At 58.4% G+C, this 15,985-nt stretch carries 15 protein-coding genes; 7 read left to right on the top strand and 8 right to left on the bottom strand.

The features are described 5' to 3' along the window. Positions 1 to 10 precede the first annotated feature (10 nt). From BN32_RS11530 to BN32_RS11505, 6 genes are all read left to right on the top strand, one after another. Positions 11 to 1,276 (top strand): NAD(P)-dependent malic enzyme, encoded by a 1,266-nt coding sequence (locus tag BN32_RS11530; protein ID WP_202962519.1) that lies wholly within the window; start codon positions 11 to 13, stop codon positions 1,274 to 1,276. A gap of 169 nt (positions 1,277 to 1,445) precedes the next feature. Next, positions 1,446 to 2,696 (top strand): ABC transporter substrate-binding protein, encoded by a 1,251-nt coding sequence (locus BN32_RS11525; RefSeq protein ID WP_162161309.1) that lies wholly within the window; start codon positions 1,446 to 1,448, stop codon positions 2,694 to 2,696. Positions 2,697 to 2,750: 54 nt separating this feature from the next. Continuing rightward, positions 2,751 to 3,653, top strand: coding sequence for a carbohydrate ABC transporter permease (locus BN32_RS11520; protein ID WP_019198348.1), 903 nt, complete (start codon positions 2,751 to 2,753; stop codon positions 3,651 to 3,653). Then, positions 3,650 to 4,549 carry a carbohydrate ABC transporter permease gene (locus BN32_RS11515; protein WP_019198347.1) on the top strand — a complete coding sequence of 300 codons (900 nt, stop codon included), beginning with the start codon at positions 3,650 to 3,652 and terminating at the stop codon, positions 4,547 to 4,549. Before BN32_RS11520 ends, BN32_RS11515 begins: the two co-directional genes overlap by 4 nt. A gap of 21 nt (positions 4,550 to 4,570) precedes the next feature. Beyond that, positions 4,571 to 5,656 (top strand): ABC transporter ATP-binding protein, encoded by a 1,086-nt coding sequence (locus tag BN32_RS11510; RefSeq protein WP_019198346.1) that lies wholly within the window; start codon positions 4,571 to 4,573, stop codon positions 5,654 to 5,656. Positions 5,657 to 5,800: 144 nt separating this feature from the next. Next, entirely contained in the window at positions 5,801 to 6,091 is a 291-nt protein-coding gene (locus BN32_RS11505) for a hypothetical protein (RefSeq protein ID WP_061979724.1), read from the top strand. Here the strand turns inward: BN32_RS11505 and BN32_RS11500 are convergent. From BN32_RS11500 to BN32_RS11485, 4 genes are all read right to left on the bottom strand, one after another. After that, positions 6,070 to 7,329, bottom strand: coding sequence for an MFS transporter (locus BN32_RS11500; RefSeq protein ID WP_019198344.1), 1,260 nt, complete (start codon positions 7,327 to 7,329; stop codon positions 6,070 to 6,072). The genes BN32_RS11505 and BN32_RS11500 overlap by 22 nt on opposite strands. A 179-nt stretch (positions 7,330 to 7,508) precedes the next feature. After that, on the bottom strand, positions 7,509 to 9,164 hold the full coding sequence (gene ggt / locus BN32_RS11495) for a gamma-glutamyltransferase (protein WP_040425657.1): 1,656 nt from the start codon (positions 9,162 to 9,164) through the stop codon (positions 7,509 to 7,511). A 19-nt stretch (positions 9,165 to 9,183) separates the two neighbouring features. Next, positions 9,184 to 9,411: a hypothetical protein gene (locus tag BN32_RS11490; protein ID WP_019198342.1), complete on the bottom strand. Its 228-nt coding sequence runs from the start codon at positions 9,409 to 9,411 to the stop codon at positions 9,184 to 9,186. A 12-nt stretch (positions 9,412 to 9,423) separates the two neighbouring features. Further along, complete coding sequence (locus BN32_RS11485; RefSeq protein WP_019198341.1) at positions 9,424 to 11,055, bottom strand: L-lactate permease; 1,632 nt, start codon at positions 11,053 to 11,055, stop codon at positions 9,424 to 9,426. 253 nt (positions 11,056 to 11,308) lie between these two features. Here BN32_RS11485 and BN32_RS25600 point away from each other — a divergent pair, with 253 nt between their 5' ends. Beyond that, positions 11,309 to 12,076, top strand: a complete 768-nt coding sequence (locus tag BN32_RS25600) for a TetR/AcrR family transcriptional regulator (protein WP_162161308.1) — start codon at positions 11,309 to 11,311, stop codon at positions 12,074 to 12,076. Between the two features lie 95 nt (positions 12,077 to 12,171). On the opposite strand, the gene BN32_RS11475 is transcribed toward BN32_RS25600, so the two are convergent. From BN32_RS11475 to BN32_RS11460, 4 genes are read right to left on the bottom strand one after another with little or no spacing between them, the layout of a single operon-like run. After that, positions 12,172 to 12,570 carry a hypothetical protein gene (locus tag BN32_RS11475; protein ID WP_244438133.1) on the bottom strand — a complete coding sequence of 133 codons (399 nt, stop codon included), beginning with the start codon at positions 12,568 to 12,570 and terminating at the stop codon, positions 12,172 to 12,174. Between the two features lie 14 nt (positions 12,571 to 12,584). Further along, a complete protein-coding gene (locus tag BN32_RS11470; protein WP_019198338.1) occupies positions 12,585 to 13,823 on the bottom strand; it encodes a glycosyltransferase family 4 protein in 1,239 nt (412 codons plus the stop codon). Positions 13,824 to 13,835: 12 nt separating this feature from the next. Continuing rightward, positions 13,836 to 15,113 carry a glycosyltransferase family 4 protein gene (locus BN32_RS11465; protein ID WP_019198337.1) on the bottom strand — a complete coding sequence of 426 codons (1,278 nt, stop codon included), beginning with the start codon at positions 15,111 to 15,113 and terminating at the stop codon, positions 13,836 to 13,838. Beyond that, the gene (locus BN32_RS11460; RefSeq protein WP_019198336.1) at positions 15,110 to 15,904 is read right to left on the bottom strand and encodes a WecB/TagA/CpsF family glycosyltransferase; all 795 of its coding nucleotides are present in this window, start codon (positions 15,902 to 15,904) and stop codon (positions 15,110 to 15,112) included. Before BN32_RS11460 ends, BN32_RS11465 begins: the two co-directional genes overlap by 4 nt. Positions 15,905 to 15,985 lie beyond the last annotated feature (81 nt).

Here is a 15,985-nt window from a genome sequence, read left to right as displayed (position 1 = left end):
GGTAGCCGCCGTGCGCGATGTTTTCTCCGGGCATGGCAAGCTGGAGGTGGTACCTAAAGTTCACGTCGGGTCACTGCGCGATGTTGCCACGCTCTATACGCCGGGCGTTGGAACGCTAGTCCAGCGAATCGTCGCGGATCCGGAGCAAGCGGATATTTTGACCAATCGTGCGAATACGATTGCCGTGGTGACCGACGGAACCGCTGTGCTGGGCTTCGGACGAACCGGCCCACTTGCTGCAATGCCGGTCATGGAAGGCAAAGCAATTATGTTCAAGTTGCTTGCCGGTCTTGACGCGGTGCCGATCTGTCTGGATGTGAGGGATCCTGCAAAGCTCGTTGACCATATCGCCGCACTGGAGCCCTCGTTTGCCGGGTTCAATCTGGAGGACGTCGCTGCTCCCCACTGTTTCGCAACTGTCGAAGAGTTGACTCGCCGTTTGTCGGTGCCGGTTTTCCATGACGATCAATACGGAACGGCCACCGTGATCGTTGCTGGCCTGATGAACGCGCTGAGGGTTACCGGCAAAAGGAAAGAGGACGTTCGTATTGTGGTGAACGGTGCGGGAGCTGCCGGTACTGCTGCGGCAAGGCTTTGTCTCGCGTGGGGTGCCGGCGATGTCGTTGTGTGTGACCGCCATGGCATTCTTTGCGAGGGCGAAACGCAGCCCTCGCCGCATATGACAGCTCTCGCGTCCATGACAAACCGATCGCGGATCAAGGGTGCTCTTGCCGACGCGCTTAAAGGCGCGGACGCCTTTATCGGATTGAGCACTGGTCCTCTGCTCGATGCCCGACATATTCAGTCGATGGCTAAATCTGCGATCGTCTTCGCTTGCGCTAACCCCGAGCCAGAGATCATGCCCCACGAGGCGATTGCGGCGGGGGCGGCGATTGCCGGAAGCGGTCGCTTCGACGCGCCAAATCAATGCAACAACGTGCTCGCATTCCCTGGGATCATGCGTGGCGCGGTCGATGTGTCCGTCAGAAGCATCACGGAAACGATGTGTCTCGCGGCGTCGCGGGTAATCGCGGAACACGTGACGGGGGCTGAACTTGGACCTGAGAATGTGTTGCCCAATCCACTCGATCCTGAGCTCTGTCCGGCGGTGGCTGAAGCCGTAGCTGCGCAGGCCGCCGCGGAAGGACTTGCGAGAAAACCTTATGTACGAGGCTCCATCGCGGCGCGCGTTCGGGCACTAAACTATGCTTCTGGTTGTCAGCAGGAGTTTCTGCGGGCGCTCAAGGAAAGAACTTCCGAAACAACGGAAGTGTAACGGGTGTTGGAAATCTAGGGAGGACTTGATGACAAATATGGATCGGACGCCATCCCAGCTGTTGCTTGATCGGCGAGGTTTTCTTGGCGGAGCTGCTGCGGTTGGTATCGGTGCGGGGAACCTGTTCAGCGCTGGAAGCGCATCCGCTCAGAGCACAAAGACCGGGACAGTGCGCGTCTGGGGTGAACCTGGACCTTATGGCGGCGCGGGTGTTGCTGCGATGAATGAATGGGCGCAGAAGAATGCGCCTGGTTTGAAATTCGAAATTGAAACCATTCCGTGGGACGGCGTCTACGTTAAACTGATGACCGACCTTGCCGCCCGCCGGCCGCCCTCGCTGATTAGTGTTGAGTCACCGATCGCGATGCAGATGATGGCGGAAGGCTTGCTCCTTCCGGTCGATGATATGGTCGACAAAATCGGACGCGATCGTCTCGTCGAGGGCGTGAGGTGGGATTACTGGGGTAGCTGGAAGGGCAAGCAGTACGTCATCCCGGCGCATCACCAGCCTCACCTGTTGCTTGTTCGGATGGACATTGTGAAGGAGCTCGGTCTGAAAGATCCCGATACGTGGGATTGGAACGATCTCCTGAACGCTGCAAAGACCATTACGCAGAAGAAGCAGAACATGGCGGGATTCTGCATGGCGCTCGGTCGGAACCTCTGTACGGATTATCACTTCGCGGCCCTGCTGCATGCGGCCGGTGGTCGGATGTTCGATGCGTCAAACAAGTTCGAAGTTGTATTCGATAGCCCGGAAACCGTTGAAGCGCTGACCTTCGTGAAGGAAATGCAGCCCTACATGCCGAAGGGGGCGGTCGAATACAGCTTCCTCCAGGTGGTGGATGCACATGTTACTGGCCAGACAGCAATGAGCTTCTATTGGGGCCGCACGCTGGGGCGAGCTGCGGAGGAGGCCAAGCCTATCTTTGAAGCAACCGAGGCGTTCAATCACGCGCGCAATCCTCGAACCAGTCGACGCAGCAACTGGAATGACTTCCAGGGCTGGTGCATTCCGGCGCAGAACAATCCCTATATTGAGGAAGTCAAGCAGGCGCTCCTTTATCAGCAGACGAGCAAGGAGTGGCTCGTGAAATATTGCCATTCGCTGATGCCGAACGTGGCGCCGACCTATAAAGACATCGCCAACTCAGAAGAGCTGAGGAACCATCCGTTCTACAAGTCAAAGCCGAAGACGGTTGATACTTACTTCAAGAGCTCGCTCGCGAATTCCAGCAGCACAGCCAACGAGCTCTTGCAGGGCGTGAATCCTCTTGCGGGATATGTTCACGGCCGCTCTATCCTGGCGCAGACGGTTCAGAAGGTCGTTATCGACAATCAGACGCCCCAGCAAGCCGCTAAGTGGGGCGCGCGGGAACTGGAAGCCATTCGCCGCGAGAATGTCCGGTTGCTCGGATGAATAGTCTAGCTGGGCAGCGCTGGCTGCCCAGCACTATCTTGGAACGGAAAGACAATGCGTCGTCTCGATTTCCTGCAATCCGATCGGTTCGTGGGGTTGCTCTTCATAGCACCATTCGTCGTCACGGCCATTGTGTTTATGGTGTACCCGATCGCCGAAGCGGTTCGGATGGCGTTCTTCAGCTATAATCCACTGCGTCCGGATCTCGTTTCCTATGTCGGGCTGAACAATTTCGAGTTTATCTTTTCAGATCCGCTGTTCTGGAGTTCGTTCAGTCAAGGAACGATCTGGACACTGCTCTCGATCCTGTTTCAGACGATCTTCGGCGTCGGCATTGCGCTGCTGCTTCATCGCAAGCTGTTCGGCATGGCGATCTTTCGCGGTCTGCTGCTGTTTCCCTATATCGTACCGACCGTTGTTATTGCGCTGATCTGGCGATGGATATTCAACCCTGAAATTGGGGTCATCAACTACAGCCTCCAGTCGGTCGGCCTGATCAGTGAACCGATTTACTGGTTGTCCACGCCAACTATGGCGATGGCCTCCACAATCATGCTGAATGTGTGGAAGTATACGCCTTTCGTTGTCATCTGCGTGCTGGCCAGGCTGCAGGCGGTGCCTCTGGAGCTCTATGACGCTGCCAAGGTGGATGGCGCAGGTGCGTTCCGACGGTTTTTGGATGTCACGCTACCTCAACTTCGTGAGGTTCTGATTGTCGTCATTGTGTTCCGCACGATCTGGACCTTCAACAAGTTTGAAGAAATCTACCTCCTGACAAAGGGCGGGCCTGGAACATCGACGTTCAACCTCGCGGTTTATTCATTTGAACAATCGATGGCGAGCCTCAGGCTGGGCGTTGGCGCGGCAACCGGCGTCGTGATGATGATTATGCTCATGATCGGGAGCGTCGTGTACTTGCGCGTTGCAGGCTTCGGCAACGAGGAGAAATCAACGTGATCACCGACAAATTCTGGCCCGCCATGAAGATGGCAGCCCTTTATCTGCTTCTCTGCATCGTTACATTTGCGGTGTGCTTCCCGCTGATTTGGGCATTATCCACGTCGCTGAAGCCGAAATCGGAAATCTTCGCTACTCCGCCGACGCTGATTCCGCATTCGACGACATTCGAGAATTACGAAGCTTTGCTGAGCGGCCGGCAGCAGTACTATCAGTCTGGCGGAGCGGGTCAGGCGACCGGACCAACACCGGCCCAATTCTTTACGCGATGGTTTGTCAACAGCGTGATCGTGACATTGGGGTCCACGCTCATCAGCATCGTCGTGTCCACGTTGGCGGCCTATAGCCTGACGCGTTTCAGATATTGGGGCCGAAGCGCGATCCCTTACTTCAGCTTGCTCGGTTACATGGTGCCGTCGATCATCTTTGTCTTTCCGCTATTCCTGATGATGGTCCGGCTGGAACTCACGGACAACTTGCTCAGCCTTGTCTTTGGTTACGTTTGCATCACGTTGCCTTTCTGTATGTGGCTGATGTGGGCCTTCATGCGTTCGATTCCGATCGAGATCGAAGAGGCAGCTCTCATTGACGGTGCATCCCGATATCAGGTTTTCGCCAACGTCGTCCTGCCCACTGCGCTGCCCGGGATTATCGCCGCATCGATCTTCTCGATGATCGTGTCCTGGAACGATTACCTGTTTGGTCGTGTCTTCATCAACTCGTTGGACAATTTGACCCTTACTGTGGGCGTCATGCTGTTTTTTGAGGGCACGCATGTCGATTGGGGCTTGTTGATGGCCGCCTCCGTGCTGATGACGGTGCCGATGGCGATCCTGTTCATGGCTCTACAACGTCACCTTGTCGCTGGCTTTGGCGCCGGCGCGGTCAAAGGCTGACCCAGCGAAAGATTGATTGAAATGGACGTCAAGTTGCAACGCATCAATAAGAGCTTCGGCAATGTCTCGATTCTCAAGGATGTGGATCTCGTCTTTCCGAGCCGCAAGTTTGTCACCCTTTTGGGGCCGTCGGGCTGCGGAAAGACAACACTGCTGCGCATGATTGCGGGTCTGGAGGATATCTCTGCCGGAAGCATTCATTTCGGCGATCGTGAAGTGAACAAGCTTGCGCCGCGAGACCGAAATATTGCGATGGTATTTCAATCCTACGCGCTTTACCCGCAGATGACGGTCCGAAGAAATCTCGGCTATGGGTTGCGGGTTCGTAAAACGCCGGAAGCGGAAATCGATGGTGCGGTCGTGCGTGTCGCCCGCATTCTCGAGATTGATCACCTTCTCGACAGGAAGCCTGCGCAATTGTCCGGTGGCCAGCGGCAGCGCGTGGCGCTCGGTCGCGCCATGGTGCGCAAGCCAGATATCTTTCTCATGGATGAGCCGCTCTCGAATCTTGATGCGAAACTGCGTGTGACCATGCGCGGGGAGCTGCGGCGGTTTCATCTCGATCTCAACGCGACAACCGTATACGTCACCCATGATCAGCTCGAAGCGATGACCATGTCGGATTTGATCGCCGTCATGCATAAAGGGGTCGTGCAACAGTTCGGAACGCCTGAGGAGGTCTACGGAAGGCCGGCCAATCTCTTCGTCGCAGGGTTCATCGGCAGCCCGCCGATGAACTTTCTTGAAGGAACGATCGATTCTGGGCGGTTCAGGATTGGTGAGGCGGCGCTGCCACTTCCCCCGCTGGCTGACGGGATTGCTCACGGACTCGATGCCGTGATTGGGGTCCGCCCACAGGATTTGAATTTAGTAGCATCGGCCGGCCCCAATGCGCTGGCGGGGAGAGTTTCGCTTGTAGAGCTATTGGGCTCGGAGAAGCTCGTTGAAGTGATGGTATCGGACCGAACGCGGATTAGCGTGCAAGTTCGCGCGGAATCACAAGTAGGTCTTGGCGAGAATGTCCATGTCGGGTTCGATGCGCAAAGTGTCCATGTCTTTGACAAGCGGACCGAGCAATCATTGTTGGCAGAAGCTACAAAAGCCTAGGCATTCCCCAGATCCGAAAGTACCCAAGCGCAACCTGCCGAGAACGAAACCGATCGGGTCGGTTTCAAACGTGACATGGCAGCCTGCCAGATTCGGATTGCGGGTGAAGGAAAAGCTGGTCGGTCGTGAGCCAGCGGAATTGCGTTGTTGGGCATCAACGGGCTCGGTGCGGCGCTTGCCAAGGGAGCGGACGCGAATCGCAATACCATTTCGGCCGGTAATTGTGTGGGGCTGTTGCGGCGCAATCGGCTCCCGGCCAAATGCGAGTCTATCGACTGGACCCGCACCAACATGGCCGACCTCAACACGGTGATTTCAGAAAGGAAACGGCGCGACACAGCCGTGGCGGCACCGCAGAATCTGACAGTTCGCGATCCAGTTGCGCGTTCCCGGATTTCCGGGCCGGACGAAGATCAGAGACGATCGGTTCTTTGATTTGCAGGTGCGCCAGCAGCGCCCAAGCCGGATGACGGAGGTTGCGTTTCTCGTAATGGCATTTCGGACCGGAACAGAGCGAAGGACACCAAGGCAAGGCTCAGCTCGATGACCCCGAACACTGCGAATGCTGTCTCAAAATCAAAGCGGAGCAGCGAGCCGAAGATGAGGCTTCCCAGTCCGAAGCCAACGAAGAGCGTGAAGACATTCAAGCCCATCGCTTGCCCCGCACGCTTTCCGCCGAGCGAGCTGACGATGCCCGCGAAGAGCGGCTGGGTCATGTCGTAGCCCAAGGACAGGATCATCGCGATGACGGGGGCGAAGACCACGGGGAAGTCGAACATCAGCAGTGCTGCCGCGGCGGCACTTAGAAGTAGGCCGATCGGAATCAATCGTGCCCGGCCCCAGCGATCCGCTACCCGGCCGATCAGCGGTCCCAACAGCAAGCCGGGGATGCCATAGCCGAGGAGAGCGAGGCCGATTCCCACAGGTCCCAGGCCGAATTGTCGCTCGAGATACACGCCGAGCCAGGTGAATACGCCGGAATGGAACATCGAATTGACGAGGACAAAGCCGTAGGTGCGCTGCCCGCGCGGCGCGCCAAGCAGGTCCTTGTAGGCGCGCAACAAATCTCGGAGGGTGCCAGACACCGGCTGAACCGTCGCAGCGATCACGGAACGATAGGGAAGGAGGACGAGAAGGAGCACTCCGCCCGCTGCGCCGACAACTACGAACAGGCCTTGCCAGTCAATGAACGGCACAAGCATCGCGCCGAGCGGCGAACCGAATGCCATGCCGCCGGCCATTGCGCCGAACAGCCAGCCAAGCGGTCGACCGCGTTGCTCGTAAGGGTACAGTCGGCCGACCAATGCCAATGCCAGCGGCACCACGCCACTTGCGCCAATCCCGGTTGCGATTCGCCAGAGGGCAAGCTGTTCGATGGACTGCGCGGTTGCGGAGAGAACGGTGAGCACCACGAACGCCGCAAGGGAGATGAACATCACGCGCTGGATGCCGAGCCGATCCGCCAGCAGGCCATAAGCGAGGGTCGCGACGCCGTATGGGATCAAATAAGCCGGCACAATAAGTCCGACCGTCTCGGCTGACGTTCCAAAGACAATTGAGAGCGCCGGTATGATAGGCGCCACCATGTAAGCCTGAAAGAAGATGATGAACGTGGCCCCCGCCATCAGCTTAAGGAGGCGCTCGCGCTCGCGATCGTTGATCACACCCTGCATCGTTTGCTGAACTCCAGTCATATCATTCAGACACGCCTGGTATAGCCAGGGCGTCTGACGTGATGCGTCCAAGAAAGAAGAACAGTCGCCAAGCCTTAGCTGGCGTCTGAGAGGCGTGCGGGCTACGCATCAGTGACGGCAGCGCCGCTTTTGCAGCACTACCGTCAGAGGTCGGCGTGTTAGTAGCCCATTGCTGCACCATCGCCGCGCGGATCGGCACCGCCTTCGAACAGTCCGTTCTTGCGGTCGATGCGGATCGCCTGGGCATGCCCAAGCGTGCCGTCCCATTGGCCGACGATCTTGACCGGCTGTCCGCGCAGTCGCAGTTCCCGCGCAGTTTCGTCAGAGATTCTGGATTCGAGCCAGAGGTCGCGCGATTCCATGCCCCAGGTGCGACCCATCAGCCAGCGCGGTGCTTCGATCGCCTGCTGCGCGTCGTAGCCGAAATCGATCAACCGTGTCAGCATGGCGGCCTGCGTTTGCGGCTGGCCTTCGCCACCCATGGTGCCGTAAGCCAGAACCGGCTCCCCATCCTTGAGCATCATTGCAGGAATGATGGTGTGGAACGTGCGTTTTCCGGGCTCAAGCCGGTTCGGGTGATTGTCGTCCAGCGAGAAGAAACTTCCGCGGTTCTGCATGATGATGCCGGTGTCGCCGCCCATGACGGCTGCACCGAAGTCGTGATAGATCGACTGGATCTTGGAAACGACAAGCCCGCTTGCGTCACTGGCGCAGAAATACACGGTGTCGCCATCGGGTCTGCGATGATCGAATGTCGTGCCGTAGCGCAGGCCGGGTTCGACCCCGGCAAGCGCCTGCTTCGGGTTGATCAGCTTGCGGCGAGCGGCCGCATAGTCCTTGGACAGCAGTTGCTCGAGCGGAATGTTGACGAATGCGGGATCCGTCAGCCACTCGTCGCGGTCGGCGAAAGCGACTTTCACCGCCTCCACCATGTGATGGTAGTAGTCGGCGGTGCCATCGCCCCAGGCTGCAACGTCGAAGCCTTCGAGCAGATTCAGAATTTGCAAAGCCGCGAAGCCCTGCGTGCTCGGAGGCATCTGAACCACGTCGTATCCGCGATAGGTGGTCGAAATCGGCTTGACCCATCGCGCGTGATAGTCGGCGAAGTCATCCGGACCGAGCGGTGAGCCCGCAGGAGCGAGCGCTTTGCAGATGCGTTGCGCGATCGGTCCCTCATAGAAAGCCGCGCGGGCGCCAGATGCCGCCAACTGTTCGAACGTGTTGGCCAGCTCGGTCTGTACCAGACGAGCGCCTTCCCGCTGCGCTTTGCCCTTGGGTAGGTAGATGCGCGCGGTGTCCGGAAATTGCCGAAGGATTGATTCGTCTGCGGCCAGCCAATCCGCGAGCGAACGGGTAATGGCGATTCCGTTGCGCGCATATTCGATAGCATCGGCGAACAGGCTATCCCATGGAAGTCGGCCATGGCGCTCGTGCGCTGCACGCCACCCGTCAACGACGCCTGGCGTTGTGAGCGCAGCCAGCGGACCGCGAGCCGGAATCTGATCGGTGCAGCCGTGTTTCCGGTAGTACTGGCGCGTCGCCTTCCGGGCTGCGGGTCCACTGGCGTCCAGCGCCTGAACGCCGCCGGTGCCGGGACCGGCAATAAGCCAGAACCCATCCCCGCCCAGACCGGCCATGTGCGGATATACGACGCACAGCGTTGCATTTGCGGCAATCGCGGCATCAACCGCGCTGCCTCCGCTTCGCAACGCTTGGAGGCCGGATGCGGAGGCAAGATAGTGCGGCGTGCTCACCATACCGCGCGGGGCAACGACAGGAGGGCGTCCGGTACGGGGGCCGTTCGGATGACTCATAGCTAACCTTCTTTCCGTTTCAGTTCGCACTCTCGTTGTCGGGCTTTGCAGCAGGCGGTTGCTTGGGTGCGAAAAGCAGCCGCTGTACGGGCGGAATGAGACCGCCGACGCAGAGCGCGACGAGGCCAATCCACAGGAGGAGGCGGGGGCCGCTGGTCGTTCCAATGCTGATGAGCGGAAGCGCCATCAAGAACAGGACGAACGACGTGCTGAGGTAGGCCAGCGGGTTTTTTAGCAAGGCAATCATGGTAGACTCCTGTTACTTCGCGAGGAGCACGAGCAGGACGGTTGCCGCGCCGGTCAGGAGAAATGCGGCAAGCGTCCAGGGTAACGTCTTGCGAAGAATGGCGCCTTCCTGCCCGCTGATGCCGGCCGTGCTGGCTCCCATCACCACGTTGGCCGGCGCAATGGCGTTGCCGATCGCCCCGCCGGCGCTTTGCGCGGCGAGAATGGTTGCTTCGGGGAGCCCCTTCAGCCGCGCCAGCGTGACCTGCAGGTCGGAGAACAACACGTTGGACGAGGTGCTGCTCGAGGTCGTGAAGGCGCCGATGACACCAATGCCGTTTGACAGGAACGCGAAGGCGTAGGCGGGGGCAATGGCGGAAATTCCAAGCGCCAGCGTTTCGTTCTGACCCGAATGATTCATCAGTCCCGCCATGACGAGAAAGGCGAGAATCGGGACAGATGCAGGAACGGCGCTTTCGAACAATCCCCGCAAAACGCCCTTTTGCTTTGCCTTGGCTGTTATGGCCCAGGCATTGTAGTAACCGCGTGCCTTATAGAGGCCCCACGTCACGAGAGCCGTGACGATGAGGCTGGCGCCGGGATGTGTCAGCGGCGCGAGCGCCGAGTATGGCGTGGCTGCAGCATTGGTGATGCCATAACCGGTCGTGACTTTCGGAAAGGGAAAGCCGAAGGTGAAGCTGCCGAGTGCATTCTTGATCGGATCAATCATTGAAGTGCCCAAGGCCAAGACGGTCAGCAGGATGTACGGAAAGAACGACATACCCAGACCCATTGGCGGGGCCTTATCGGCATAGTCTCCGGCATGACTTGCAAGCATTGCCGGACGATCGACGATATCGTTCGCCGGATTCGCGTACCGCGGCCAGCGCGACAGCGGATAAAGCGCGAGCATCGCCGCTGTGGCGGGGATGAAGGCCGCCAACACCGGATCCATCAACGCGACGATTATCTGACCGACGCCCTGGATAGCGGCGATGATCAGCACCAGCGGCCAGGCGTGACGGATGGCGGGCCAGCGTCCGTACAGCCAGACGACGGTGAAACCGCCCAGGACGGCCTGAATGATGATGAGCAGTCCCGATTGGTAAGCAGTGGCGATAGTCGTGGCTTCGTCCAGGTCGACAACCTGCAAGGTGGCGAGCCAGCCGACGCCAAGTGTTCCAAAGAATTTCGCCCAGATATGCGCGATGATCGGGATAGCCACCGCGTAGATCGGCCGTACGCCAAAAGCGACAAGTAATGGTGCGACGACAGCAATCGGCGTTCCAAACCCGTCGATGCCCTGAAGGAACGAAGCAAAGACCCAGCCGAGGGCAACAATGATGAACAGCTCGTTGCGGCTCATGCGGGTGATGCCTTGGCGCAACGCGTCGTAGCCGCCGGCTTGATTCATGATCTGATAAAGCAGAAGGGCGGGCCAGATGACTAGAAGAATGAACATCGCATCCCACACACCTTTCGCGCCGGCGACGGCAAGCGTCTCCAGCGGTGCCTTGAAGATGAAGAAGGCGACGGCGGCAGCGATAAAGATTCCTGCTGCACCAGCCTGTTGAGCGGTCCAGCGCAGTTGAATCAGCAGGAATGCCAAGGCAACAATCGGCAGGAACGCCAGAAACCAATGCAGGAAGTCGACGGGTATTTGCATATCTTTCGCTTCTTCTTTCGAGTGTGAAGATTTGTTTTTTCTTGGCGATCTCGCAGAGCTCGGAACACCCGTCTTCAAGCGACGCCACCTACACCTGCGTAAACCAGCGTGCCGCGCTGCACGGGTTGATTCAAATCAAGAGTGATTGATTCTCTGCCATGCGCAAAAAAATCTCTGCAGATTGTTGTGACACGCATCGGCGATGATTAGATCGCGGCAGCATCAACTGCGCGATGCACGGAGCGGGCAGTCCATGAGCCGGGCAGGGATGAAGCGTACTCGAACAGGAGCCCGAGTCCCGCAGGACGCGGCCGCTCTCAGCTACCTTGGCCAAGCTATCGACGAAGGAACGATCGTCGAACGGCAGGAGGCGTCGGTCGGCCGGATGCGGGGGCAGATACTCCTGACGGCTATCGCGTTGTTTGCCGAGCGAGGCTACGAAACCTGCAGCATGCGAACGATTGCAAGCGCGGTCGGCCTGAAGGCGCCCACTCTCTACAATTACTATTCTTCAAAGGAGGCCTTGCTCGTTGAGGCGATTGAGTTCGGAATGAACGATTTCTTCTCGTATGTTTTGCGAGAGATCGATTCAACGCCCCGCCGCGAACGTCTGATTGAAATTGCGCGACGTCATGTGGACTACAAGATACGCCACAGGGTTATCGCCCGGGCAAACGATCGTCTGATCGATCCGAAGTTTGGCAGAATGTTTCTTCCTGAAAAGGAGCGAAAGCATTTTGACAAGCGGCTCGACGATTATCGCTACAGGATTCATGATCTTGTGAGTGAGATCGTCGGTTCGGGTGACATCGTCGATCCCATGTTTGTGACGCTGTCCGTCATGAATCAATGGGATAGAGCTGCCTATTGGTACAATCCCGAAGGAAAGCGAACTCCGGAAGAGGCGGTCGATCAGATGCTGGTGTTGACGGCCCGCCTGCTGGGGCTTGCCGAAATGCCGCGCGACGCGGGAAAGAAGGGAGAACAGAAGCTGGCAGCGAAGCATCGGACGAAGTCTTGACGCTGCGGCCGAAGGTGTTGGTCTGAGTCAACGGGCTCCCTGTTCGGTGCGATTCCTTGGCCCGGGGAGAACGATCGGGGATTGACCCGAACCTCTCAAGACAATGAGTTGCCCTTTATTTTGCGGCATGGCGTCGCCGATGTGGACGACATCCTTACGATGTGGGCGACGGAATTCGCTTGGAGTAAATCCTTCCGGCTGAGAAACCGAAGCGTGCCGCGCGGATATGCATCGCAGAATGTCGAGAGCGTCGCGGCCGTCGCCGCCACATTATCCTGTTTCGGGATGACCGCGATCCCGCCATCCCTGAGGACGAAGGCATCCTTGACGTTCGACATGGAGATGGTCGCCAGACAAATCTTGAACAGTCCCTGATAGGCCTGCGGCTGCTGCATGAGGTCGCCGCCAAGACCGCTAAGCAGATGATCGCGGCTTTTGGTGCAACTCTCGGCCTGCGCAGAACTCCCTGCCATCAACGTCAAAAGGACCCCCACGGCGAAGGCTCTCATCATCTACGGCCCGCGGTCGCTGCGCGCTGTACGACATCGCCGGGGTTCGCCTGATCCCGTGCTGGAGAATTGTCCACGGTCTTGGCACTCTTTCGTTCGCTGGCCCGCGGCAGGCGGTAGGTCTCCGCAGCACATCGTTCCCACGATAGCGCGCGAGCATGCGCGGCGGCGCCCGCTGCCAGAATCGATCGCGTATTGCTGTCTTCGACGATTTCCGTGATGGCTTGCGCAATAGCTTTAACATCAGGCTCAACGAGCAAGCCGGTCTCGTCGGCCAGAACGGCATCGGGAACTCCGCCCACGGCCGTCGCGACGCTGGGGAGGCCGCCTGCTCCAGCTTCGAGATAGACCAGACCAAAGCCTTCCACGCGTCCCGACGATTCCGGGATGCCGGTCAGACAGAAGAAATCGCTGGCTCCGTAAATATCGCGGATTTGTTCATTCGGCAGTGATCCGAGCAGATGAATTTCGCAATCGGTCGTATCGACCATATCGCGAAACTCTTCGACGAAATCGGCCTCGCCGTTAGGGCCGATCACAAGCCATGCGATTCGTTTGCGCAGTTCATCCGGTAGGATCGCTAACGCCGCGAGTGTCTTCAGATGTCCCTTCCGCCGGGTGAGGCGGGCAACGGTGACCATCACGATCTTGTCCGCATCGACGCCGTAGGCTCTTCGCGTCGCCTTGCGGCTCTTTCGTGGACCAAACCAGAAATCCGATACGCCGAGCGGGATTGCGACAACGCGTTCGCTTTCAATCGAGAAGCGTTCGCGGAAAAGCTCGCGTGTAAACCGGCTGTTGGCGGCAACCTCGACGCGTGGGCCGAAGACGCCGGCGGCCTGGATCGCAAGTCTCTTGAGCGGTGTCTGGGTTTCGTTGATCTCCGTGCCGTGAACCGTCATCAGCAGGCGCGCCTGAGTCCGGTGACGCGACAACGCCAGTGGAATAAAAAACGGCCAATCGGCCGCATGGATGACATCGTAGTCCTCGACCCGGACCTGACTGCGCGCGAGAAGAATCTTTGAGGGGAGATCCCGCATGGAATGAAGTCCGCCGTGAAATCGATGAAGCTGAAATGGAAGCGATTTGTCTTCATCGAGAGAGCTTGCGGAGTAGTCGGGGGCGACAACGGTAACACGTGCGCCAAGATCGGTGGCAGCTATCGCGATTTCCTTCGCATAGGTACCGATGCCGCCGGTCGCAGGTGCAAATTCGCTTGTCAGCATGAGAATGTTCATGGCGGCGCGTCCTCAATGGGAGAGCGGGTTGATTATCAGGCCGCGTGTGTTCTGGATTTCCTGGTGATAGCGGAAGACACGCGCGAGTTGGGTGCCTGGCGTGAACATCTGGATACTGACCGCGATCCGTGATGGATCCAAATCGCCGTGGGCGATTGCATCGCGAACATTGATGAACCGATGCACCAGTCGCTCCACCATGTCGGCTCTCGAATCGCTCCGCGGAACCAGATATCCAGATTCGCCGTCCCGAACGACGGCTTCGAGCTGCGGCAGGTGCGTGGCGACAACAGGGCGTCCGACCGCCAGTGTCTCGAGGACAAACCGAGGCATCCCTTCGAACTCAGATGTCAGGATGCCGGCGTGAGCAGATCCCAGGGTTTCGGCCATTCCAACCGCGTCCTTGAATCCGTGACGGACCGTAATTGCCTCGATCGCCGCGAATTCAGAGTACCGGTGCGGATCGCTGGTCCCGATGTAGTGAAATTCCACCTTGTCCTGCATCAACTGACGCAAACGGTGGATCGTCTGAAACATCAGGGGCGGGTCCTTGAATTCGTCGAGACGTCCCGCAAAAACGATTCGGAATGGCGCGGTGTCGCGGGACAGGGCGCGCGGCTGGAAAATCTCGGTGTTGACCCAGGTCCACAGAGTATCGATCTTGTCTCTTTGCCGAGGATACTCCTTCTGAAGCCGTTCGGTGATGTACGGGTTCACGCAAAGAAATTTTGCACTGGTTGCCATGGCGAAGCGTTCGCCCGCGTTGTGAACAAACGAGTATCTGCGCAGCAGAGAGTCCATCTGCAGTTTCGGGACGCCTTCGCCGTGAAGCATCTGAATAAACGGGAGGCGAAGGATAGCCGGCAGCCACGAAAATTCTACCCGGCGCAAGTCAATTGAACACCGCCTTGAGCGAATCTGTTTCGACACCAGACCGAAGTTGCGCAGGAGGGCTACGAAAAATTGCCCGGTGAGAGATGCGCCAATGGAGCGTGCCGCTTCGCGTGCCTGGCTATCCGAATAGCGCAGGATCGGAAGGAAATCGAACGTCCGGCCCCTGAAGCTGAGTTTATGAATCTCGCCGAGTTCAAGATCTCCGACTGAATCGACGCCAATGAAAAGGAGATCGGTATCGGTGGGGTGGAATGTGATGAAATCTCGAATGTAGGTTTCGAGGCCGCCGACCTTCTCCCCGCGCGGATCAAACGGGTGAACCAGGCAGATCTGGTATCGTTGGGGTGCATGGTGAGCGTTGCGGGCGCGCTGAGCCAGTGTAACCGAGGATGTCATGCCGCTTTCCTTGTCCGGGCGTTTACGATCTGCGGGATGCTGCGCGCGACCAAGCGCGGAACAATTGACATGCAACGCGCATAGCGGGGGGCCAGTCGGCGCGGATCGCGCAGCATTCGCCATGCCCACTCAAGGCCAATCTTCTGGGTGATGAGTGGTGCACGGTTCTGGGTATGGGCGATGAAATCCAGAGCAGCGCCGATGCAGAGCAGTCCGACGCCTGGAAGTCTGTCGAGACACCGGGCGGAAAAAATTTCCTGTCGGGGTGCGCCGAGGGCGACGAAGCAAAGTCTTGCGCCAGATTGGCGAATACTGTCAATCGCGCGGTCAGCCTCATCCGAGTACGGATCGAAGTTCCCGCCGGGCGCGTAATAACCGACGATCTGAAGTCCCTTGAACCGGCTCGTGAGACGTCTTGCCGTTCTGTGAAGCGTCAGGCGATTGGAACCGAGCAGATATACGGGAATATTCTTGCTTCCGGCCTGCTCGCAAAGAGGTTCAACCAGATCGGCCCCTGTCGTCCGTTTGATCTTCGTACCCGCGAGTCGTCCCAACGCAACGATCGGGAAGCCATCGGCAGTGACAAAGCGGGCGCGACGATAGGCAGCACGGAAGTCGGGGCGCTGTTGTAGCTGCGCAACATGATCGAGATTCAAAGTGCAAACGGTGAAGCTGTCGCCGGTTTGCGCCGCCGACACGATCGATGAGACAGCATCCGACATCGAGAGAATGTTGATGACGATGCCATCAACGGTCATATCGCGCGATTCGCGCGTCTGCGATTCCATCATGTCGATTCCCCAATGACGATGTGGTCGAGTAACACTTGACTAAACACTGACGTCATTTGCGACGCGACGGGAACTCCACGC

This window comes from Afipia birgiae 34632 (genome assembly GCF_000308295.2).
Taxonomy (GTDB): Bacteria; Pseudomonadota; Alphaproteobacteria; order Rhizobiales; family Xanthobacteraceae; genus Afipia; species Afipia birgiae.
The sequence above is the reverse complement of the archived record's forward strand: the minus strand, read 5'-3'. Positions and strand labels throughout refer to the sequence as shown.